We start from the raw sequence: 25102 nt of genomic DNA, 5'->3' as shown, positions 1-25102 counted from the left end.
AACTGATCATCCTCTTCCGCCTATCATTAGAGTGAAGGCAGAGACGTCCATCATGTAAACGTTTAAACGTATCAACCTGTCAAAACTAATGCTCCGACTCCGCTCAGCATGACAAACGCGAGTACGTACGATGTGTAAACGTGTAAACGTATCAACGTGTCACCACTAATGCTTCGACTCCGCTCAGCATGACAAATGCGAGTACGTATCAACCTGTAAACGTATCAACATATCAACGTAACCCTACCGATTCTCCATCCATGCCAGGAAACTACCTGATTTCTCTTTGTTCACAAGCAATTTATCTGGTGTTTCAATCACCAGTCGTACGAAAAGTTTACGCATAAAATAGGGCTCTATTTCTTTAATGGCCTTGAAATTGACCAGGTATTGACGGTTCAGCCGATAAAACTGCTGCGTAGAAACAGCTTGCGTTAGTTGATCTAGAGATTGGTTGATCGGATACTGTTGTTTATCGAAAGTGGCTATCCAGGTGCCATCGTGTTTGATATAAAAGAAGGCGATATCGTCAATATGAATGGTCTTATATTTCTGATTCAAGAAAACGAGAAAGCTGGTTTTACCCTTCGGCGTATTGAGTTGTGTCAGCAAACCATCGAGGTCGGGCGCTTTATGCTGCTGAAAGAAATTCTGCAATTCGTCCACCTTTTTGAATGCAGCTTCAATGTCTTCTTTTGAAAATGGTTTCAGCACATAATCAATACCACCGTTTTTAAATGCTTTCAGTGCATACTCATCAAAAGCAGTACAAAACACCACCGGACATGTTACTTCAACTAACTTAAAGATTTCAAAACACAAGCCATCCGCCAGCTGTACATCCATGAAAATCAAATTGGGCATTCCTTTCACTGATAAAGCAGAAACGGTGTCCTCTATGCTTTGGTAGCGACCAATCACGTTTGCTTCAGGTCGTATTCCCGATATTATCTTCTCGAGTGATTGTGCGGTTTTGAGTTCGTCCTCAACTATGATGATATTCATGAATAAGCGGAAGTTTTACCTGAAAAATTGTTTGGTCGTTTATAATTTCAATATGCTGTTCTAACAGATGACTGTAACGAAGATCGATGTTTTTTAGTCCAACGCCGGTAGATTCATGATCACCATATTTGGGCTGTACTTTGTTTTCTACCACTATTCTGTCGTCAGCTCTGTAAACACGAATCTGTAATGGTTTTTGCAACGAAACCACATTGTGTTTGATGCAATTTTCAATTAGCAGCTGCAAAGTAAATGGCGGAATTAATGTTGCCAGTGTTTCCTGATCAAGCATACTTTCAAAAATAAATCCGCCGTCAAAACGTGCTTTCTGGAGAAATAAATACGCATTAAGGATGTCCATTTCTTCGCTGACATGAATAAGATCATGCTTACGGCTCTCCAACGTGTAACGATAAAAATTGGAAAGCTTCAATATAAAATCGCCTGCTGCCTCATCTCCGCTATCTACCATCGCCTTGAGTGTATTCAGACTGTTAAAAAGGAAGTGTGGATTTACCTGTTGTTTCAGCAATTCGTATTGTGCACTGATGTTATCGTTCCTGATTTGTTCCAATTCCATCGCTACCTGCCGGGTCTCTACGTTTTGCTGCAATAAATGGAGAAACATGTAAAAGATAAGGTTGATCAGAATACCGCGTACTTCAATCATCAGCATCACCGGTCCAAAATTGATGTGCGACAAGATCAGCTGCTGTAACCACGCCAGGCAAAACATCACAACTAAACCAATCAGCAAAGTATTGACAAGATTGGGATAAGAAATTTCCTGTTTACGTGCGCGTTCTGGTCTACGTGACATCATGTAGATATTGACGTACCACATCAACAGCGCGAACGCGGACGTAATACCCGCGTTCACGGCCGCTTCGGCCATATTAAAATGTTGCTGCGCTATCTGCGGCACCGAAGACAATAGTCCGATGACTATGGAACTGGTCCAGATAATGGCAGGTGAAGTCTTTAATACCTTATTCATTAGCGGTGAATGGTGAATGGTGAATGATCAACCGTTGTTGTTTCCAAAAGCATCCTTGATTTGACTACTTGTTCTTTTATTATCTACAGAATCTCTCTTATGGCTTAGGCGGTTCACCGCATGTTCTAAATATTTTCATTCTTGAAAATTCGTCAATCTTATAAAATGTAATGATCAAAGGTAGTCAATGGTTAATTCCGTAGAAGTACTCGTGCTATATTCACCATTAGCCATTCACCATTCACCAATTACCATCGACGTGCTAATTGCTCATTGTTATCACTACAGAGATATTTCCTCTTGTAGCTTTTGAATAAGGACAGGTATTATGAGCAGCGGTTACTAATGCTTCGGCTTCTAATACATCCATTCCCGGCAGTTGTACATTCAGACGTGCCTGCAACAGGAATCCATCTTCATTTGTCGCCAGATCTACTTCTGCATTTACTGCGATGCCATCGGGTACTCGTATTTTCATTGCTGCTGCATTATGGCGTATGGCTCCGATAAAACATGCAGACCAGCCTGCGGCAAATAATTGTTCCGGATTGGTACCGTTCCCTTTCCCGCCGGGTACACTCAGTGCAATATCCAGACGACCGTCTTCGCTTTTGGCATACCCCTCGCGACCACCGTCTACGTGTACTTTGCCTGTATATAATACTTGTGTTGCTGTAACAGATGTTGCTTCGATGATGTTTAATGTTTCCATTTTAAAAAAATTAAGCCTCCTCTATCCCCTCCAATGGAGGGGAAACGTTGCGGAGTGTGAGAAAAATTATAAGTTGAAATTGTTAATTAAAAGCTGATTTATGAAGTAGCCCGAGCTCTAACTCTTGTTGAGCGTTCTTCTTCGGATGAACTAAAGGAGGCTTGCTTCTATGATTGCATCTGCAAATGCCTGTGGTGCTTCTTGTGGCAGATTATGACCTACGCCTCCCGGAATCGTATGATGTTTGTACTTGCCGGTAAATTTATTGGCATAAGCAGCAGGATCAGGGTGTGGTGCACCGTTGGCATCCCCTTCTAGTGTAACAGTCGGAACGGTAATTACAGGTGCAGCCGCCAGTTTCTTCTCAAGTGCATCGTACTGAGACTCTCCTTTTTCAAGGCCTAAACGCCAGCGATAGTTATAAACCACAATGGCAACATGATCTGGATTAGTGAAAGAAGATGCAGACTGCGCGTAGGTTTCATCACTGAAGTGCCATTGCGGAGAAGCGGTTTGCCAGATCATTTTATTGAAATCATTGGTGTTGGCTTTGTAACCTTCGCGACCACGTTCCGTAGCGAAATAGTATTGATACCACCAGGCCAGCTCAGCTTTCGGAGGTAATGGTGCTTTATTTGCCTGCTGACTTCCAATCAGATAACCACTTACGGAAACCAATGCTTCGCAACGTTCTGGCCATAATGCGGCTACGATATCTGCGGTTCGTGCGCCCCAGTCAAATCCTCCGATTACTGCTTTCTTTATATGCAGTGCATCCATTAATGCAATTACATCTACAGCCAGTGCTGCCTGCTGACCGTTACGAATTGTTTTCGGCGAAAGAAAACTTGTTGTTCCGTAACCACGCAGATAAGGAGTAATCACATGATAACCTTTTGCAACCAGTATCGGCGTTACCGCTGCGTAACTATTGACATCATAAGGCCAGCCATGTAACAGAATCACCGTTTTACCGTCGGCCGGACCAGCCTCAGTATATCCGATATTCAGTACACCGGCGTTAATTTGTTTAAGCTTACCCAAAGAAGCTGCAGCCTGTGGTGCGCTTTGTGCTTTCAGAAAAATGCTGCCAGACATTGCCATTGCCAGAACGAATGCTGCAATAATCCAGAAACGGTCGCTAAAGTATTTTTGATTTCCCATGACATGAATGTTTTTGTCGGTGAATGTTTTTGTTTTGATCACAGGGTAAAATTAGAACCTGGCACGCTGCTGCGCATCCGGGTTTTCCCTGAAATGGACAAAATGAGGGCCGAATTAGACAATCTGTGCTGAAAGCACAAAGTCTAAAGCCTAACGCTGAAAGCACAAAGCTGAAAGCACAAAGCCTAAAGCGCAAAACATGGGAAAGCCTTGAGCGTTAGGCGTTAGGCATTAAGCATTAGGCCTTTAGCTCAAAACTGCTTTAGGTTCCAGCTGTTGCTCCAAACCATACATACCGCCTTCTCTACCTAAACCAGATTGTTTGAATCCACCAAACGGCGCCAAAGGATCATGCTGTAAAGAATTGATCAGTACACGGCCAGCATTGATTTCCGTTGCGATGCGGTTACCGCGGTCCATATTAGTTGTGCTGATGTAAGCCTGCAAACCAAATTCAGTATCGTTGGCGATATCTATTGCTTCCTCTTCAGTCTGGTAAGTAAGAATAGATAGCACCGGACCGAATATTTCCTCGCGCGCAATAGCCATGTTAGCATGAACTCCGGCAAAAACAGTAGGTTTCACATAATAACCCTGTGACAAACCTTCTGGTCGTCCCAGGCCACCCGCCAGCAATTCCGCACCTTCTTCAATACCTGCTCCGATATAATGCTGAATACGGTCGTACTGTTTCTGACTGGCTAAAGGTCCGATGTTTGTTGCCGCATCGTTAGGATCACCCACTTTTAAACTTTCCACAACTTTAACGATTATCGGTTTGATGACTGGCAGTAAATGTTCCGGAACAATGAGTCGGGAGCCTGCAACGCAAGCCTGACCACTGTTTTGAAAACAAGCATTCACCGCAAGTGGTATCGCTTTTTCAAGATCGGCATCGTCCAGAATGATATGGGGTGATTTGCCGCTGAGTTCCAACGTAAGTCGTTTCATAGAATCCACCGCATTCCGTGCAATGATTTTACCCACCATTGTAGAACCGGTAAACGTTACTTTCGCAATGTCTTTATGCGTAGAAAGAATAGGACCGAGCACATCTCCGCGACCAGTGATAACGTTAATAACACCTGCAGGTAAATCTGCTTTGGCAAAGCATTCTGCAAGTATTTGTGTTTGCAGTGCACTCAATTCACTGGGCTTAATGACACTCGTGCAGCCTGCCGCAATCGCCGCAGCTAATTTTACACAGATAGAACCTGCATTGGAATTCCAGGCGGTGAGAATGGCTGTTACTCCCAGTGGCGTCAAATACAATTTTGACTGGCCGATATTTCTTTCAAATTCGAAACTATTCAGCAATTCTTTGTACAACAAAAATGCTTCGGCTGCGTATTTATTAGACCATAACGCCCGCTGAACGGTTGCTCCGTATTCTTCGATAGTGATATCTTTTAAGTCTTCAATACGTTCCATTACGGCGTCATGCAATCTTTGCAAATATGCTTGTCGTTCGGCAATTGTTGATTTAGAGAAAACTGGAAATGCTTTTTTCGCACTGGCAATCGCGGCCAGGGTGTCTTGTTCATCTGCCAGCACTACCCCTCCAAAAACTGTTTCTGTTGCGGGATTGATAATGTCTAATGTTTCTGTTCCGTGTACTGTAACGAAGGCTCCGTTGATGTATGCCTGATTTACTTGTTTCATGATTCGCATGTTTTATACTGCAAATCTCGAACAGCTATGATGAAGTTATTTTGTGGGGAAGCTCAATGTTGGTTTGTTGAAAAGCTCACAGAAAAAGTCAAAAATCCGCGAATGGTCAATGGGGAATGGTGAATAACAACGCCGCGAGGAAAATCCTCGCGGCGCTACAATGTCACCTACCAACTGTCAACTCTTAATGAATCACGAGCTTCGTACCAGGCAATTCCGCTATGTCTGTAGCCAAATGCACAACATAGTTTCCTGCGCTGAGTCCGCCGAGATTGAGCAGCATTTTCACCGGAGTTTTGCCTTCCAGCATTTCTACAACATGATAGACTGATTTACCGGAGATATCATACACAGTTACGGACAAATACTTTTCGCCATTCTCTGGTGTAAACAGAAGCTGAGCCGAGCCCGAAGCAGGATTCGGATACAACATGAAATTACTCTGACTATTGATAATCGCAGACATTACCGTTGAAAAGCTATAACTGCCACCCATATCTACACAACGCAGACGATAGTAGTAACGTGTGCCCGGAATAACATTTTTGTCGGTGTATTTATAGCTGTGTCCGGAACCGGCCGCTGTCACCTGCGTGATCGCAGCAAACTGGATACCATCTGTGCTACGCTCCAACTGATAGTAGTTCAAACCTTGTTCCTGCTGCATTGACCAGTCGAGATTAATATTTTTCTTCTGAGCCACTACATTAAACATAAGCGTACCATGTGTACTCAGTGGCGGCAGCGCAGGGTTGTCTACGAAAACAAACTGACTAAAGCTGCTAACATTATTATTGGTACTAAATACAATGGAGCTTCCAGCAGGATTATAATAAAACGCATCTGCAGAATCAAGCTCTGCGCCCCAGGTTGGACCATAAGCGGTAGAACTTCTCTTAAACATTTTAAAGCTCCCTGCATTTTGTGCGCTGCTGGTGATGTTTAAATTATTGAAACGAATACTGTCTGGCGCAGTGAACGTGCTGTTTGATCCGTAATTGCTGATGATAAAATAATTGTTTGCAGGAACTATTGGACGCGCATCAGGATTTTGATCAGGACCTGAAAACAAGCGAAAACCAACAAGATCACCATTCGGATAAGTAGCTCCCGTTTTTAAGAACAAATCAATTCCTGTACCGTTAAACGTATACTGGCCACCTGCATTAATACCCGCCAGCTTATATGCGACACCAGTAGCAACAGGTGCGGTTGAAGTTGTGATAAAAGAGCTTCCCGGAATGGTACAATTGTAGCCACCTGCTACATCATATACCGTTCCTGCGACAGAATCATATTGATTGAACTGCACGTATTTTAATAAACCAGTTTCTGCCAGAGCAGGGTTCTGAATCAAATGCATTTTGGTACGTACCTCATCCTGGCTGAGTGTATAGTTGTAAAATTTGATTTCATCAATTTCGCCATTATACCTGCTGCCCTGTCCCTGGTTGGCATCAAAGTTCACATAAAAAGGAGACTGCGAAAGATCAATAGCCGGCATTGAGCGTGTATTCACATTTGCCGCTACGCCATTGAGATACATTTTAACACCTGTGGGACTATAAGTCAACACAACGAAATTCCACTTTGTACTATCCGCCACCAATCCACTATTATTACCCCAGGTAACCATGCTGTCGGTATAACAGAGTTTAAGATTGGAAGTGTAGCCGTTAAATGTAAAACCTATACCAAATCCATTTGGCGATACGCCGTATTTATCGTGCGACAATAACTGCGAAAAACTGCTTTGATTGCCGTAAGGCCGGAACCAACAAGACATTGAAAATGTATTACTGTTGATATTCACTTTTCCCAATGAAACCGTTGTGTTCGACCCATTCATCTTCAGACTTTTGCCGGCAACCGTATCTGGCATGCATTTGTCCGCATCAAAAACAATCATGTTATTAATAGTACGTGTATTGCTATTCCCCTGACTATCCACGACCGTCAACGATACATCATAACTACCTGGTCCAGGATACAAGACCTTCGGTGTTCTGCAATTGGTGCAGCTCGTATAGTAAGCGCCGGGGAAACTCCAGGTACATGCGGAATTAGAATAGTCATCCATAGAATAGTCCATAAAACTCACCGTGTCTTTAGTACAAGAAACAATCTGTTTATCCGACATCGGTTGTGCTACCGGCGCGCCGGTACTATATAATGCAGATTCCCACACACCACGGTTGCCTGCAAGACGAAGTTTGCTATCGCGATAAAAAATAAGTCCGCCCTGCGCCGCTACAAAATTTTGTGGCAAGCCGCTACTGAAATCAATCCAGTCGCTCATACTATTATCGCGATAATAAACTTTCGCGCCACCAGAATTAGTAATCGCATATACGCCTCCGTTTGTACCGCCCTGAAATATGATAAATGCAATTGCTTTGCCACTTACCGAACCCGTATAATTAGTCCAGGAAGCACCACCATTAACTGACTTGAATACTTTATTGGCAGCAGCACCTTGTGCCATACAGAAATAAACTTCGTTTTCATTCAGCGGATTGACCGTGATATCAGTGTTGTAATACTGATAGGTAACACCGCCCGGCAATGCAAGCTGCGTCCATGTTGCTCCCGTATCAGTCGTTTTAAAAATACCATTCGTAGCGCACAGATACATTACGGCCGGATTATTGCGTGCTATTACAAAACGCCAGGCCTTATTGCCAAAGTTATGTACCGCAGTATAAGAAGCACCTTTGTTTACAGACTTCCACAATGTGCTGTCTTTAGTAATATAGATGACGTTACTGTAACGCGGATCTACGACCAGTTTCTGCGAAAACTTACCGTAGTAATCATTGCCCGGCCATAACGAATTCGAAATCGCGGCACCTGTAATGCCACCGGATAATGCGTTTGGAATTACTTTGGTACCGATATCATCAAAACCAACGGTATTGGCTGTGCCATGAAACACAAAACCCGTTGCAGATTCACCACCTCCCAATTCAAGACCAGCACCAGTTCCGTAATTTTCGTAGAGCGCCACATCACCGTTGTGATATCTACCGCCTACCACAATATCCTGATCCCATCCCTGGCCGAATCCCCAGAAATCGGACCCGGTAACACCATTATTACGGATAGAATGATTGGCGCGCGTTGCAAAAAAATCGCTCGAATAATTGACACCACCGTCTGTAGAAATATACGCATCATTGCCATTTACCATTGCCCACTGCATATCTGGGTGCAACGGAAAGGAACCAGTATAGCCACCAAGCGGACTGAAATTGTAACCACCGTCTGTTGATCGATATGCCGACGTAGAACCAACAATCAATGTATTGGTATCTGCAGGCGAAGCCAGCGCGATAAGATCATAATAACCCTGACCATTACTCATTGCAAGACCTGAAGTACCGCTGCCTCCAGTGAGGCCAGTGGTAGTTGAAGACACGGTGACAAACCAGTTGTTGCCACCATCGCGACTTTTCAAAACTTTTGGTGCGAGCGTATCAAGGGTAACACAATACACATAGTTGCTGTCGGCCGCGGTGACAGCAAGTCTGGCGCCAGTACAATAAATACCGGCGGTGCCAGAGGTAACAGGATTAAAACTGTTACCGCCGTCATGTGACAGGACTATGATGATGGGATAACTAGGGGCTGATGAACGGCCAACAGCGTATATGGTATTAGGGTTAGCGGGATTAAACGCAATATCGTAGAGACTGCTACTCATGGTACCGCCGGAAGCGAGGGTCCAATGAGCACCGGTATCATCACTATAATAGATACTGGTGTTACCAGCCGCGATAATTCTTCCGGTGACCGGATTAATAAGTATCTGGTTACAACTACCACCGGTGTAATTACTCATGATACTCCAGGTGCTGCCACCATTGGTGGTTTTCAGCATAGCGTTGGTATAAGCAAAGACTGTGTTACTATCCAACGGCGAAACAGCGATCGCATTCGGCGCTGCATTGGGCAACGCGTCACTAACGCTTTTCCAGTTTAGTCCTTTATCGGAGGATTTAAAAATAGCGCCGGTTTCGGTGCCAGCATAAATAATATTAGGACTGGAAGGGGCAATAGCCATACTGTATACATTCGCCAGGTAACAAGTCTTCCCGCCGTTATTCGAATTCCACATTTCCTGTGGGCCAAGTATGGTCCAATTGGCCGTGCCATTTGGTTTGTATGCCAGATTGGAAGCAGTAGCATTCGCCGCCGGAAACTGTTTTTGATACCAAAGCGGATCTACGACCACACTGCCATCGGCCTGTATAAATGGATCCACCGATTTGCGCCAGCGAATATATGCTTCTTTATATGGCTCCTCATTCAATTCATTCTCTTCTTCTTCTTCTTCCTTATCGCGCCCACCTTTACCATAAACCTCCAATATCGAATCGATTTCATACACATTCGGATGCTCCCAGTCTATTTGTTTTACCCAATTTGGGACAGGAACAGAAACAGGTATCTCAAAAAATCTATTCCAGTTTCCGCTTTTTTGATGCTGCTGTGCATTGACATGAAAACAAGAGATGATTAAAAACATAATCATCGCACAATACGTAGAAAATCGGCCCATATCCTCGTTTTATAATATTAATGCTCTTTTGGAAGATGCGATTATATCACTGTAACGGATGACGAAACACCCATTGCACTCATGATATTATCATCGCCCAAGATGCGTAATAATACGCGTTGATTTGCACGCTATTCATTGAATTAAGATTCAAAGTTTATCCAAACCACAATGGAGCTTCTGGAAAAAACAATTCTTTAATTATAAAATTGCTGACTACGGCAAAATGATTTTGAGTTGGTTATTCAAAAAACATTGGCTGCTCCGTTTTGATTTATACAACCAGTATTATGGATACATCTGCACGTCCATGATGAAAGAATTTTGTATTCACAATACAACAAAACATGAACACGAACACAAAACCGGTTAAATCCGGATTCACAACACAGGAAGTTTCCTTTTTATCAAACGGTTTAAAATTGGCAGGAATACTGCATGTGCCGCAAACGGCAAACCCAATGGCACCATCACCGGCGATAGTCATTGGACACCCCGGCACCGCCGTCAAAGAGCAGACAGCGGGTCTTTATGCTCATCTACTTGCAGAACGCGGTTTTGTCACGCTTACTTTTGATGCTGCTTACCAGGGTGAAAGCGAAGGGATGCCGCGTGGACTGGAAGATCCGGCACAAAGAACAGAAGATATTAAAGCCGCTGTTTCTTATCTGAGCACGTTACAGATCGTTGATGCAGACAGAACAGGCGTTTTAGGTATCTGCGCTTCGGGCGGATACGGGGTTTCTGCAGCGGCTACCGATCCCCGCATTAAAGCGATTGCAACTGTATCTGCAGCAGATGTCGGCCGCCAATTCAGGAACGGAGGCGACGGCACACAAGATATTTCTGTGATTCAAAACATGCTGTACCTCGCAGCACAGGCACGTACCGCCACTGCAAAAGGCGCGCAGGAAAGTTCATTTCCGATATTTCCGGAAACTGAAGAACAAGCGAAAGCAATGGGGCTGCACGTTTATGAAGGATGGAAATACTATTGCACGGAACAGGGGCAACATCCGCGTTCGGCTAAAACTTTTACCTGGAGCAGTGTAGACAAAATCGCAGGATTTGATGCATTCCGCTTTGCAGATATGATTGCACCACGTCCATTGCTCATGATTGTAGGCTCGGAAGCGGTAACAAAATGGATGACAGAAGATGCACTTGAAGTTGCGAAAGAACCGAAGGAACTTTTTGTGATTGATGGCGCCACGCATGTGGACCTTTATTACAATGAACGATTTGTAATACCGGCAGTCACCAAACTGGAACAATTCTTCACTAAAATGTAAGTTTTAAGTTGTACGTACTAAGTTGTAGGTTATGTGTTGTCAGACATGCAAGAGAATGCATCTGATGCTTCACGCTTAAACTCGTAACTTACCAACTTAGCACGTACACTTATCACACAAAACTTAACACGTACAACTTACAACGCAAATGGAAAACACACCACACCATATTAATTCCATTTCTGCATTACACAAATTGCTCGGTTTACCGAAGCCACTGCATCCGCTTGTCAGCCTGATCCGCAATTGTGATGTAAAAACAGTGAAGGAAACTTTTCCGGCTAATCTGTTGTTACATTTTTACAAGATTTCATTTATGGAAGATGTTCGTGGCAAAATAAAATACGGACAAGGTCATTATGATTTTGAAGAAGGTGGAATGGTGTTTGTTGCGCCGGATCAAGTACTCGCAGCGCCGGACGACTCAGATGCGTATGATGGGTTTAATCTTTTCATTCATCCCGATTTTTTCCAAACGTATCCACTAGCTGCAAAAATCAAAAAGTATCATTTCTTCTCTTATGCATCAAATGAAGCACTGCATCTTTCCGACAAAGAGAAAAAAACCATGCTATCCGTTTTTAAAATCATAGGTGAAGAACTGGAAGAACGCATCGATGATTTCAGTCAGGATGTAGTAATTTCTCAGATAGAATTGTTACTGAATTATAGCAACCGTTTTTATAAAAGACAGTTTAATACCAGAAAGACCGCTAATCACGACGTTTTATCAAAACTCGAAAATATCCTGGATAGCTATTTCGAAAGCGATAAAGCAGTTACAGATGGATTACCCACTGTGCAATATTTATCTGACCAGTTACATCTTTCACCACATTACCTGAGCGATCTGTTACGCACGCTGACCGGCATGAATACACAACAGCATATTCACCAAAAACTGATTGAAAAAGCAAAGACTTCGTTGTCTACTACCAATCGCTCTATTGCGGAAATCGCCTACAATCTTGGCTTTGGTTATCCGCAATCCTTCAATAAATTTTTCAAAAGTAAAACCAACCAATCACCGGTTGAATTCCGGCAATCGTTTCATTGAGGAATTGTACAGGTATATTACGTGCAGATTATTTCGTGCCTCACAATAACGCGAGAAATTACTCCTGCCACGAGCAGCAATTATTACATCGTCGCTTTATCATGTTATAAGCAGATTTTGGGTTAACTTTAAGTCGGTCGCCTTTTCGTGAAAACCATCCGCAGAGGCGCTATTTATTGAAACACAACCGATGAAAAACGAAGTGCCCAACGCAATCCCAAAAGAATCAAAGACCAGGAAAAAGACTTCTGGCCAGACGACCAATAATGTCCGGCAGGAAATAGATTACAAAAGAGAAAAAGAAATTCTGCTGGCACTGAGCAACGACCTTACAAAGGTTCGTGATAAAAATGATCTCATAACACTTTTCAAGGAAGGCATTAAAGGCCTGTTCTATATCAGTCACACAATTGTGACACTGATCGATTATAAAGACGAAACCTATACGCCGTTTTTATTAGATAACGACGGTTCTCCGATTCGTTCCCATAATCGCTACCAGGAAATGGTACATGCACATTTCCGGCTTAACGAGCCATTTATACAAGCGGTACTGGCTGCCGACGGACCAATTTCGTTTTTACTGAAAGACATTATGGACCAGCCGGCTAGTCCACCCTTTTTACGGGTCAACTACGAAAAAGGTGTTCGGGAAATAATGATGACGAAGCTGATGAAAGAAGGTAAACCAATGGGGTTTCTTCACGTCTATTCTGATCAACCCGAAGGTTTCAGCGATGAATTCAGAAGTGTTATCAAGGGGATTGTACCACAGATTTCCAGTGCAGTATCCAATATTATCAAAAACGACGACATCCTGAACAGGGAAAAAGAAAAATCATTCCTGTTAGATTTCAGCAAGGAAATCGCGACCATCAGAACCAAAGAGGAACTGGCCAATGCTGTTCGCACGGTGTTCAAAAAAATAAATCCGGACGGTGGGTTTGTCATCCGAAAAATCAATGAAGACAACACAACGACAAGCCCGTACGTTTACGATATAGACACCAAAAATCCCAAAATACTAGCGGCGCTGCGGGAATCCCGGTTTCCAATCAATGATGGTTTACAGAACCGCATTCTAAATAGCTCCATTCCCGTTTCGTTTAACGTAGACCGGGAAATAGAACGCGGTATATCTTCTGCCTATCTCCGGCACTGGAAGGAAATGGGTGTCAAAAACCTGGTGGGCATACGACTGCGCAATGGAGCAACTAATCATGGCATTCTAACACTCCATATCGAAGACATCAACATCCCCTTGCTTCAGGGAATTTGCGCGCAGATATCAATCGCCATCGGAAATATCCAGGCCATTGAACAAATAAAGAAGACGCAGGAAGAACAGGCTTTTCTACTCGACTTTAGCCACGACATAACGCTTGTACGCACGCGAGATGACTTGCAGCAAGCAATTTTCAGAGTGCTTGAAAAAACGATGAACACGCAGCTGGCGATGATTCGCGTTATCGAAAATGATGGCATACACTTGTCACCATTTATGTTTGACCGTACCTTATTCGGCACAGCCAAGGCAGATTTCGACCGCATGGCCAACCATCGTATTACCATTGATGAAACTTATACGGCACAGGTACTCGCCAGCAATGGTGGTATTATGTTTAGTGTAGAAGAAGAAATAAAAAGCGGCAACGATTACGCGAAACTATGGCAGGCGACCGGCCTGAAAAACATGTATGCATTGCCTTTGCGTGTGGGCGATAAAGCAATCGGCACCATCTGGCTGCTGGCCAACAGGCTGAGCCCTTTACTGGTAAAAGGTATTTGCGCGCAGATATCAATCGCCATCGCAAACATCCAGGCAAATGAAAAACTTGAAGCTTATAAAAAGAAACTCGAGGTAGAAAACGATTACCTCACCGAGCAAATAAAAACGATCCACAACTTCTCTGAAATTATAGGAAGTGGTGAGCCAATGAAAAAAGTTTACAAGCTGATTTCTTTGGTTGCAGATTCTAATACGACTGTTTTAGTAACCGGCGAAACGGGCACCGGTAAAGAACTGATAGCGCGGGCGATTCATTATGCATCTCCCCGCAGGGATAAATTAATGGTGAAAGTAAACTGTGCTGCATTGCCTGCCAGTCTGATCGAAAGTGAATTATTCGGTCATGAACGTGGTGCTTTCACAGGTGCGATAGATAAACGCATCGGCAAATTTGAACTGGCAAACAACAGCACACTTTTCCTGGACGAAATCGGCGAATTGCCGTTGGAAGCGCAGGCAAAATTATTACGTATTATACAGGAACGAGAGCTGGAACGCATCGGTGGTAAACAAATCATTAAAGTGGACGTGCGACTGATCGCCGCTACCAACCGAGATCTGGAAGCGGAGGTAAAAGCTGGTCGCTTCCGTGCTGATCTGTATTTCCGCCTCAATGTATTTCCGATTCATCTGCCACCGCTACGTGACCGGTCTGAAGATATTGAAGCACTCATTCATTTTTTTGTACAGAAACATAGTCGCAATTCCGGTCGCAAGATTAAAAAAGTAGCGCCGGGTGTGATCCATAAACTGCGCGCCTATACATGGCCGGGAAATGTCCGCGAACTGGAACACTTAATAGAACGCAGTGTTTTACTGGCCACAGACGGCAATCTCGATGACGTCTATATTCCGGAGACTGGTGATACAAACAAAAAAAACGAAGCGCTGCTGCTCAACCGTTCACTCGACGAAGTAGAACGGGATTACATCATTGAAACGCTCAAACGCTGTGGCGGTAAGATCTCGGGCGCCGGCAGCGCTGCGGAAATATTACAGGTTCCGGGCAATACACTTCATTCTAAAATGAAAAAACTCGGTATTACGAAAGCAGATTATTACAGTTGACAATGGACAGTTGTGTAATAAATCAGCAAAAATTACACCCGGATACTTCTTCTCCTAATTTGTGAAACAGCGCGGGAATTAAACGCGAAATCAGATCAACCACTTCGGTTCCAACAATACTGTTGGAACCTCATCGTGATGACCGTGTTTTTGTATTACCTCAATGTGAAACTCATAAATAACCATATCTATTGCAACTTGTGAGAACGCTCCTTACCCGGGACATTTCCTGCATTACCAATAACAGTTTGTGAAACAGCGTGGGTATTAAACTCGAAATCAGATGCGGCGAAACCAGAAATCACAACCGTCAACTGTCCACTTTGCAGAAAATCACTAAATAAAAGGAATGACTTCGTGATTTCACTAAATACAGTGAAAAAACGAACAGCTTAAAACAGCGATTCTACTGACGCTCAACGATTTGAAATAATTGGCATCGGATTTGGCATACCTAGGTAAACGATCACAATTAAAATCGAATCATGAAAATCGTAGTCATCGGCGGTTCCGGCCTTATCGGAACAAAAGTAGTAGCAGCACTTCGTCAACAGGGACATGAAGTAATTGCAGCCTCTCCTACCACAGGTATCAATACCATTACCGGCGAAGGTTTAGCAGAAGCTATGAAGAACACATCAGTTGTCATTGACCTGGCTAACTCACCTTCATTTGAAGACAATGCAGTACTGGAATTTTTCCAGACAGCCGGCCGCAACCTGCTGGGTGCGGAAATCAGCGCAGATGTAAAACACCATGTCGCATTGTCTATCGTTGGCATGGACATCATGCAGAACATTGGTTATATGCGCGCCAAAAAAGTACAGGAAGACCTGATTAAACAATCTGGTGTTCCATACACAATCGTTCGCAGCACGCAATTCATGGAATTTGTGGGTGGTATTGCCACCCAGGCAACACAAGGAAATGAAGTGCATCTTTCCGATGTAAAATTCCAACCCATCGCGGCTGAAGATGTAGCTGCATTTGTAGTGAAGTACGCACTCGCCGCTCCTACAAATGGCGTTGTTGAAATCGCCGGACCTGAACGCTTTGATATGTATCAGGTAGCTGAAAAATATCTGACGGCAACAAATGACCCGCGCAAAGTTATTGCCAATGGCCGCCCTGAATATTTTGGCGGTGAGGTAACACATGAGGCATTGGTTCCTGCCGGCAAAGCGGAACTCGGCGCTATCAATTTTGATAAATGGCTGAGCCTGCAAATGCAGAAAGCCTAAACTTTTCAGTCTGCCACTCGTTGAAACGAAGACGACGGGTGACAGTCTGCCGAGGCGGTTGTAACGGGAGTGCACTTTCCACCTGTTCGTGCACATGGATATCCCTACGCCGGCGTACGATCCTTACGAAAACCGGTCAACAACACGGCAGATCAACAAGTGGCAGACATTCTTCAAATTTCATTACAAAACAATTCTAAAATCTAACGTCATGCATTTCTTATTTATGAATCCGGGTCCAAAACCGGAACAAAACGAAGAAGAGGTAATTCCTGAACAAGAACAGGAATACAATACGATGGAAGGCAGTGAATTTTTGGATGATTCGCTCCGGATGACAGACCAGCCATTGATGCCACACGAGCATTTTAACGAAGAAGACTTATAACGGCAGCTCGCGACGGTCGCTCGATTAGGTTTCACTACTACTGTGCTGCCAAACTAAGCATCCTTGAAAAATCAACATCTAAAATGTTTTTTTTAGGAAACCGTGTTAAATAATATAAAGCGGATCGAATAGTGATTCACTTTTAATTTGGATTACCACAAGGCTGTATACATCCAACTAATTCGGCGAGCACTGTGCCTACCTCACCAGTCAATCACAAATCACAATCACCAATCCCAAATATCATGAATTATCTATCAATCGAAGAAGCAATTTCAGACCTGCGTCAAAGAGGTTACAGCATTGATTTTAGTGCGGAAACAGAAATGGTATGTCTTTATTGTGGTGAAATGGACATGCGTTTTGATCCGGCGGAATTTCAGATTGACGAAGTGCATCGGTTTGATTGCAACAGCAGCGCTGACAACAACGCATTACTCTACGCCATCTCAGATCCCGCATCCGGTATAAAAGGAACTTTATTAGATGCGCTCGGCGCCACTTCCTGCCTGCTGATTCAACACACCACAGCAATCGTTCAGGCACTTTCACTTGCAACGCGCTGACGCTTTTCTTCGTGCGCGGAAGCGATATTCCATCATCAATCAAAAAAACTAAAATCATGAAAATAGTAGTAATCGGTGGAACCGGTATGATCGGCTCAAAGCTGATCCATAAGTTAACGCAGGAGACAGCCCATACCATCGTACCTGCATCGCCGCAATATGGCATCAATACCGTTACGGGTGAAGGTTTGGACGAAGTGCTTGAAGGCGCTCAGGTTATCGTCGACGTCTCAAATTCACCATCAATAATTGATAAAGAAGCTATCGCGTTCTTTGAAAAATCAACCATAAATATTTCTGCTGCAGCACGGCGCGCCGGTGTCAAACACTACGTAGCGTTGTCTATAGTTGGTGCAGATCGTTTACCCGACAGTGATTATCTGGCCGCCAAATACATACAGGAAGAACTGGTTTGTCATTCCGGCATTCCGCATACCATCCTGCGTTCCACCCAATTCTTCGAATTCACTGACCGGATTGCCATGGCCGCAACTACCGGAGCAGAAGTACATATTTCACCAGCCCCTGTACAACCAATAGCCGCAGATGAGACGGTAGCTGCGTTGGCAGAAATCGCAATAAATGCGCCACAAAACAAAATGATCGAAGTCGCGGGTCCTGTTGCGATGCCTATGTACGAACTGATCCGCTACTACCTCGACGAAATTGAAGACTCCAGACAATTGATCCAGGACCACCATGCGCTTTATTTCGGAACGGAATTAACGGACCAATCATTGTTACCCGGACCTGAAGCCCGTCTCGGCAAAATCAAATACGAGGACTGGTTTCAAAAACAGACCGCTGTTTAGTTTCTGAAAACCACATCGCTGATGTCTGCTGTCTTGATTCCGGCATTAAAAATCAGTTCCATCAAACAATCGGCCATCAGCGATTATTTACAAACACATTCCACCCTTTCTAAAAAAGAAAAGGGCATTATCAAACCAAACCAAAAAACAATTTTATGTCTCTTATCAACCATTTCGCTTCTATTGCCATGCTTGCTGCAACGGCCATCCTGCCTCTTTCTCAAGATGCAAACGCAAAAACTCCAGCCATGAAAGGCGTTAAAAACATTGTACTGGTACACGGCGCATTCGCTGATGGATCCAGCTGGGCAAACATCATACCAATGCTTCAGTCGAAAGGATATAATGTCATCGCCGTGCAAAACCCGCTGACGTCTCTTGAAGATGATGTAGCAGCCACCAAACGTGCCATTGCATTGATGGACGGCCCAGTATTACTGGTAGGCCACTCCTATGGCGGCATGGTGATCACAGAAGCAGGCAATGACCCAAAAGTTGCAGGATTACTTTATGTGTGCGCACTCGTTCCGAATGACGGGCAATCTGTGATTGATGTGACACAGGCTTTTCCTCCGGCTCCAGGCAGCAGCGAATTTAAACCCGATGCTTCAGGTTTCTTATCATTATCATTTAAAGGCATCGATCAGTATTTCGCACAAGATTTGCCAGAAGAAACCCGCAAAACAATTTACGCCACACAAACACCATGGGCTGCAAAAGCCACTACTACCAAGGTTACCAAAGCCTCATGGAAAGATAAATCATCTTGGTTTATCATCGGTCTCGACGATCAGATGGTGCCCGTTGATCTCGCAAAAGCAGAAGCAAAAATGATCAATGCCAAAACACTGGAACTAAAATCGAGCCATATCCCAATGGTTTCGCAACCTAAGAAAGTAGCAGATTTTATCATTGGCGCTGCGCAACAACTATGACCTTTTTCAAATCGTCAATAGCTAATGGCGTCATCTGTTACATGGATTTCCGATGACGCCATTTTTACTTCCCATCTAAAAACTTACAACGTAAAACTTACAACTTCGCAAAAATGTACATCGGAAAATCATACAACCTCGCTGAATTTCTCGTCTGGACCCGGAGGACGATCTTCCGGCTGTTGCTAATCGCAACCATCCCAACGGTATTATACCAGGTGTTCGACATAAAATGGCTGTCTGTTCCATGGACCGTTGTGGGACTACTTGGTACAGCAACCGCTTTTGTAGTGGGTTTTAAAAATCAGCAGACCTACAATCGCACCTGGGAGGCCCGACAGATATGGGGTGCTGCAATGAGCACCAGCAGAGGTTTTGCAATGATGTGCAGAGACTTCATTTCCGATCCGGCACGCACAAGGGAAATCATCTACCGTCATTTCGCGTGGCTCACTGCAGTGCGTTATCAACTCAGGGCCGACAGAGAATGGGAAGCGGTAGGCAAAGCTTACAACAAAGAATACAGAAAATATTACACAGTTCCTGAGGAAGAAATACCGATTGAAACAGAACTGGCAAAATATATGACGCCGGATGAAATCAAAGAAATTCTTTCGAGGAAAAATCCGGCAACACAATTGCTGAGCATTCAAAGCCAGTCGCTCGCGGAAATGACGAAAGATGGATTGCTGGAGCATTTCCGCTTTCTGGAAATTCATAGCGTGCTGCGGGAACTAACAAGTCTACAGGGCAAAAGCGAGCGGATCAAAAACTTCCCTTATCCACGACAATATGCAACGATTAATACATTTTTCGTAAACCTTTTCTGCATCTTGTTGCCATTTGCGATGCTAAAAGAATTCAACGAACTTAATGATGTTGTTACCGGTTTCCTGAAAGGATACATGGTCTGGCTCGTGATTCCGTTCAGCACATTGATTTCCTGGGTATATACATCGCTGGATCAGGTAGGTGAAAGCACGGAAAATCCCTTTGAAGGAAATGCCAACGATGTACCGATTTCACAAATGAGCCGCAATGTAGAAATTGATATCAGGGAAATGTTGGGGGAAACAGATTTGCCGTCAGTTATCCCTGTGAAGAATAATATTGTGATGTAGTATTAAAAGTCAGGAATACGTTATAAGTTGTACGTTTTAAGCTATAAGTTGTAGGTTATAAGTTGCAGGTTTTAAGTTATAAGCCGTACATTATAAGTTGAGTAAATTTACTACCTATAACTTATAACGTACAACTTATAACCCATACCTCCTATCTAAAAACCTATTGCCAGCCGCCACCTAAAGCTTTATACAATTGTACCACAGCCGTAAGTTTGCCGCTGAGCGCCTGCGATTCGGCAAACTGTGCATCGAAGAGATTGTCCTGCATCAGGATTACCTCCACATATGAAGTATAGCCGTTATTATATCGAGCATTCGAAAGGATCAGCGCTTTTTGCGCAGCCTCAACCTGTGCCTTCCGCAGATCAAATTCTTCGTTAAACGTCCGGTAAAAAGTCAGGGCGTTGTCAACATCACCAAACGCACCCAACACCGTTTTCTGGTACTGATAGTAAACTTGATTCAATTGTTGACGCTGTGCAAGCACGGCATTTTTTCTTTGTCCGAAATTAAATAACGGACCTGCTATATCACCAAAACCATTTGCCACAAACCCGCTGCTGCTGATAAATGTACTTAACTGCGGACTAGCAAAACCAAGAATGCCCGTCATACTCAGTGACGGCAAACGATTAGCCTGCGCCGCTCCCACTCTTTCAAACGCCGCCTGTACGGATTTTTCCGCCGCCATGATATCCGGCCTTCTTTCCAGCAAAGTAGAAGGAAGTCCCACGGGAATATCGGGAGATACCACCTGATTGAAATTGCTGTAACCGCGTGGCACCGTTCCAGGGCCCATTCCCATCAACAAGCGGATTGTATTTTCAATGGTAACAATCTGACGTTGTAACGCCGGAATCGTAGCCGCTACCACATATTCCTGCTGTAAGGCCTGTAGTTTATCAATTTCCGCAACATAACCTTTGCTGAAGCGATCGGAAATGATTCTTGTATTTTCCTTCCGCCCAACGAGTGTCTGATGCGCAATTTCCAGACGATTGTCCAGATCACGCAATAAAAAATACTGAGACGCTACTTCCGCAATAAGACTTACCTGCAAAGCATTCCGGTTATGCACTTCAGAAAGAAACTGCGCTACCGCCGCTCTGCTATTGTGCCGCAATCTGCCCCATATATCCAGTTCCCAATCCAGCACCGCAAATACGTTAAACGAACTGCCCTGAATACCTGCAGCCACTTTCTGGGCGTCCGTTCCTGCATGTCCGCCGCCTGCACTGGCCGTATAATTGAGTTGCGGATACAGATTGGCTTTGATGATTGCCGATTGCATACGCGCTTCCTCAATCCTTGCCGCTGCCGTCAGCAAATCGCGGTTGCTATCGATAGTAGCGTGTATGATGTTCTGCAAAACCGTATCCTGATACAGTTCAAACCACTTTATCAGTGCAGCTGTATCCGTACTTGCCGGTTCGCGGTACGTTATGGCAACAGGCGCTTCCGGTTTAGAATATTTCTTTCCGACCATACAGCCAGAACCGGCAGCAAGCGCGCCGATAAACAAGAGTTGATATGAATATTTTGCCTTCATCTGTCAATGATGTTGTGTGGATGAAGAATCGGATTCTGTATTGTCTTTAACGACTCCCTTTTTCTTTTTTCCTTCAATTAAAACGAAGAATGCAGGAATCAGAATTACGCCGACGATCGTTGCCGTAAGCATACCGGAGAATACCGCCATGCCCATTACCTTTCGTCCCTCCGCACCTGCGCCGCTTGCGGTGAGTAGCGGAACCACGCCAAGGATAAATGCAAAAGAGGTCATCAGGATGGGACGGAAACGCAACTTCGCACCGTCCAGTGCTGCGGGAACCGTATCTTCGCCTGCTTCCATTTTCATTTTTGCAAACTCAACGATGAGGATCGCATTTTTTGCATTCAGGCCAATCAGCATTACCAGACCGATCTGCGCAAATACATTGTTTACATAACTGAGCGAGAAGATGCCACCGATTACTAGTCCGATAAACGCACCCATCACCGCCCAGGGTACACCAAGCAATACACTGAATGGTAATTTCCAGCTTTCATATTGTGCAGCAAGAATGAGGAATACGAACAAGAGCGCCATCATGAATGCCTTTCCACCCGTTCCTGCCGCCGCTTCTTCCTGGTAAGACATATTACTCCATTGGTAACTCATATCAGCCGGCAAGGTTTCCGCAGCCACTTCTTTCAATGCCTGTAATGCCTGAGAAGAGCTATAACCGGTTGCGGGCACACCGTTTATTTCCGCTGCACGATAGATATTAAAGTGGTTCGTGTACTGCGGCCCGGTTGTATCCCCGACCTGCGCGACTGTTCCTACTGATACCATCTGTCCCGAAATATTGCGGGCATAAAATTGCTGCAGATCTTCCGGTCGCATACGATAATCAGCATCAGCCATCACATAAGTCTTATACTGGCGGCCAAACTGATTAAAGTTGTTGACAAACGAACCACCCAAAAACGTGGATACGGTACTGTTTACCTGATCGAGATTCAGTCCGAGTTTGTCTACTTTATCTTTGTCGATGTTGATTGTTTTCTGTGGTACGTTGGCACGATACAATGTGTAAATCTTTCCTATTTCAGGACGTTTGCTCGCAGCAGCTATAAATTTTTGCGCCTGTATCGCAAGATACTCAGGCGTATTACCTGCACGATCCTGTAACATCATAGTAAAACCTGCGCCGTTACCCAAACCTAATATCGGCGGTGGTCCTACAGCGATAACGGTTGCCTGTGAAATCGTTTTCATTGTAATCGCGTTGATTTCTGCCACAATATCCAAAGCTGTTTTATGGCGATGTTCCCATGGTTTTAACGTTACAAAGAATGTTGCCGCATTTGGCGCCACCGTATTATTCAAAAGGTTATTACCATTTACCGTAGTGTACAGTTCTATTTCAGGAATATTTTTCAGAATCCCTTCAATTTTCCTGGTTACCTCGTCGGTACGCTCCAGCGAAGCCGCATCCGGCAATAGTGTACTCATGATAAAATAGCCCTGATCTTCTTCCGGAACGAAACCACTAGGGATTTTTTTACCGAGCAAACCTGTTACAACTAATATGCCACCCAGAATGATCACTGAGATCAGCAGCTTGCGTGTGAAGAAACCCGCAACCTTTACATATTTGTTGGTGAATTTGTCAAACCCGCGGTTGAACCATGCGAAGAATCTTGCAAGCAAGCCTTTTGATTCTTTCTTAGGCTTGAGCAGCAGTGCAGCCAGTGCCGGACTCAGCGTCAAGGCATTGAACGCCGAGAAACAAACGGAGATGGCAATTGTAATGGCAAACTGCTGATACAAACGACCGGTAATGCCTCCGGTAAACGCGACGGGAACAAATACCGCGGAAAGAATCACGGCAATCGCGACAACGGGTCCGCCCACTTCCTTCATTGCTTTGGATGTAGCATCTTTCGGCGAAAGACCATGTTCGATATGGTGCATCACCGCTTCCACCACTACAATAGCGTCATCCACCACAAGTCCGATGGCCAGTACGAGACCAAGTAAAGAAAGCACATTCACCGAAAATCCTAACAACGGAAAGACCATGAAGGTACCGATCAATGACACCGGCACCGTGAGCAATGGAATTAAAGTGGCGCGCCAGTCCTGCAGGAAAATAAATACCACGAGAATTACAAGTACCACCGCTTCAAACAAGGTGTGCATGATCTCATCGATACCGGCTGTTACCGCAGAGGTAGTATCAAGCGCGAAATCCATTTTAATATCCGGAGGAAAACGTTGTTGTAGTTCCGCCATTTTTTTACGAACAGATTCTGCAACACCGAGGGCATTAGAACCAGGAATCTGGTAAACAGCAATCGTAGACGCTGCAGAACCATTAATGCGGCTGCTCATCGTATAGTTTTCTGTTCCCAGCTCAATGCGGGCCACATCACTTATGTGCACCAAAGCACCGCCAGCACTGGATTTCAAAATAATATTACCGAATTGCTGTTCCGTTACGAGACGCGATTGCAGAATGGCTGTATACGTATTTTGCGTTCCTTTTATCGCAGGTTCGCCACCAAAACTACCACCTGGCTTGATCACGTTTTGCGCTTTCAATGCGTTGATGACATCTTGCACGGTGAGATCAAATTTCGAAAGCAGATCTGGTTTCACCCAAACGCGCATCGCGTATTCCGACCCACCAAAAACGAACACATCACCGACACCATTGAGCCGTTTCAATTCGTCTACAATATTGATGAACGCATAGTTGTTGATGAATTTGGAATCGTAGGTATTGTTTGGTGAAGAAATAGACACGAGCATCAATGGGAATGTCAGCGATTTTTTCGTTGTCACACCCAAAGAGGTTACTTCCGGAGGCAGAAACGGAGACGCCTGCGCCACGCGGTTTTGCGTGAGCATGTTGGCGTTGTCGAGATTGGTGCCGACGTCAAACGAAACTTCCAGACGTGTGGTGCCATCGTTTGCATTTACCGACCGCATATAAATCATTTTCTCCACGCCATTCACCTGTTGTTCGATAGGCGTAGCAACAGTCTGCTCCATATTTACGGCGTTGGCGCCGGTATAAGAGGCATTGATCTGAATCATCGGTGGCGTGATCTCCGGATATTGCGAGATTGGAATACCCTTGAGAGCAATCCAGCCCAGTATTATCATCAGAATAGATAATACCATCGCAAAAATGGGCCGCCTTATAAAAAATTCGCTCATAGATGTGTT

17 protein-coding genes are annotated in these 25102 nt (G+C 44.4%); 9 read left to right on the top strand and 8 right to left on the bottom strand.

All coding sequences use genetic code 11. The features are described from left to right. Positions 1-243: 243 nt before the first annotated feature. The 6 genes from DN068_RS17825 to DN068_RS17800 form a co-directional block, all read right to left on the bottom strand. Complete coding sequence (locus DN068_RS17825) at positions 244-1005, bottom strand: LytR/AlgR family response regulator transcription factor (protein WP_111000280.1); 762 nt, start codon at positions 1003-1005, stop codon at positions 244-246. After that, on the bottom strand, positions 986-2002 hold the full coding sequence (locus DN068_RS17820; RefSeq protein ID WP_111000279.1) for a sensor histidine kinase: 1017 nt from the start codon (positions 2000-2002) through the stop codon (positions 986-988). Before DN068_RS17820 ends, DN068_RS17825 begins: the two co-directional genes overlap by 20 nt. Positions 2003-2264: 262 nt before the next feature. Further along, positions 2265-2714 carry an organic hydroperoxide resistance protein gene (locus tag DN068_RS17815; protein WP_111000278.1) on the bottom strand — a complete coding sequence of 150 codons (450 nt, stop codon included), beginning with the start codon at positions 2712-2714 and terminating at the stop codon, positions 2265-2267. Between the two features lie 150 nt (positions 2715-2864). Continuing rightward, positions 2865-3878 (bottom strand): alpha/beta fold hydrolase, encoded by a 1014-nt coding sequence (locus tag DN068_RS17810; protein WP_111000305.1) that lies wholly within the window; start codon positions 3876-3878, stop codon positions 2865-2867. A gap of 246 nt (positions 3879-4124) precedes the next feature. Next, the gene (locus DN068_RS17805) at positions 4125-5540 is read right to left on the bottom strand and encodes an aldehyde dehydrogenase family protein (RefSeq protein WP_111000277.1); all 1416 of its coding nucleotides are present in this window, start codon (positions 5538-5540) and stop codon (positions 4125-4127) included. Positions 5541-5733: 193 nt separating this feature from the next. Further along, on the bottom strand, positions 5734-10110 hold the full coding sequence (locus DN068_RS17800; protein ID WP_111000276.1) for a LamG-like jellyroll fold domain-containing protein: 4377 nt from the start codon (positions 10108-10110) through the stop codon (positions 5734-5736). Positions 10111-10457: 347 nt separating this feature from the next. Here DN068_RS17800 and DN068_RS17795 point away from each other — a divergent pair, with 347 nt between their 5' ends. From DN068_RS17795 to DN068_RS17755, 9 genes are all read left to right on the top strand, one after another. Then, on the top strand, positions 10458-11402 hold the full coding sequence (locus tag DN068_RS17795) for an alpha/beta hydrolase (protein ID WP_111000275.1): 945 nt from the start codon (positions 10458-10460) through the stop codon (positions 11400-11402). Between the two features lie 148 nt (positions 11403-11550). Then, complete coding sequence (locus tag DN068_RS17790) at positions 11551-12459, top strand: helix-turn-helix domain-containing protein (protein ID WP_111000274.1); 909 nt, start codon at positions 11551-11553, stop codon at positions 12457-12459. A gap of 190 nt (positions 12460-12649) precedes the next feature. After that, positions 12650-15316 (top strand): sigma 54-interacting transcriptional regulator, encoded by a 2667-nt coding sequence (locus DN068_RS17785; protein ID WP_111000273.1) that lies wholly within the window; start codon positions 12650-12652, stop codon positions 15314-15316. A gap of 485 nt (positions 15317-15801) precedes the next feature. Next, complete coding sequence (locus DN068_RS17780) at positions 15802-16557, top strand: SDR family oxidoreductase (RefSeq protein WP_111000272.1); 756 nt, start codon at positions 15802-15804, stop codon at positions 16555-16557. A 211-nt stretch (positions 16558-16768) separates the two neighbouring features. Beyond that, positions 16769-16945, top strand: a complete 177-nt coding sequence (locus tag DN068_RS22175) for a hypothetical protein (protein WP_165836440.1) — start codon at positions 16769-16771, stop codon at positions 16943-16945. A gap of 245 nt (positions 16946-17190) precedes the next feature. Next, on the top strand, positions 17191-17511 hold the full coding sequence (locus DN068_RS17770; protein ID WP_111000270.1) for a phosphoribosylpyrophosphate synthetase: 321 nt from the start codon (positions 17191-17193) through the stop codon (positions 17509-17511). A gap of 56 nt (positions 17512-17567) precedes the next feature. After that, entirely contained in the window at positions 17568-18323 is a 756-nt protein-coding gene (locus tag DN068_RS17765) for an SDR family oxidoreductase (RefSeq protein WP_111000304.1), read from the top strand. Between the two features lie 155 nt (positions 18324-18478). Next, positions 18479-19258, top strand: coding sequence for an alpha/beta hydrolase (locus DN068_RS17760; protein ID WP_111000269.1), 780 nt, complete (start codon positions 18479-18481; stop codon positions 19256-19258). A 113-nt stretch (positions 19259-19371) separates the two neighbouring features. After that, positions 19372-20379, top strand: a complete 1008-nt coding sequence (locus DN068_RS17755) for a bestrophin family protein (protein WP_111000268.1) — start codon at positions 19372-19374, stop codon at positions 20377-20379. A 163-nt stretch (positions 20380-20542) separates the two neighbouring features. Here the strand turns inward: DN068_RS17755 and DN068_RS17750 are convergent, their stop codons facing one another. Together DN068_RS17750 and DN068_RS17745 are read right to left on the bottom strand one after the other, a co-directional pair. Then, entirely contained in the window at positions 20543-21931 is a 1389-nt protein-coding gene (locus DN068_RS17750; protein ID WP_111000267.1) for an efflux transporter outer membrane subunit, read from the bottom strand. A 3-nt stretch (positions 21932-21934) separates the two neighbouring features. Then, on the bottom strand, positions 21935-25093 hold the full coding sequence (locus DN068_RS17745) for an efflux RND transporter permease subunit (RefSeq protein WP_111000266.1): 3159 nt from the start codon (positions 25091-25093) through the stop codon (positions 21935-21937). Positions 25094-25102: the final 9 nt, after the last annotated feature.

The sequence above is a fragment of the Taibaiella soli genome (assembly GCF_003236175.1).
In the GTDB taxonomy this organism is placed as follows: Bacteria; Bacteroidota; Bacteroidia; order Chitinophagales; family Chitinophagaceae; genus QKTW01.
Note: the sequence above shows the minus strand (reverse complement) of the source record. Positions and strands in the feature narration are given on the sequence as shown.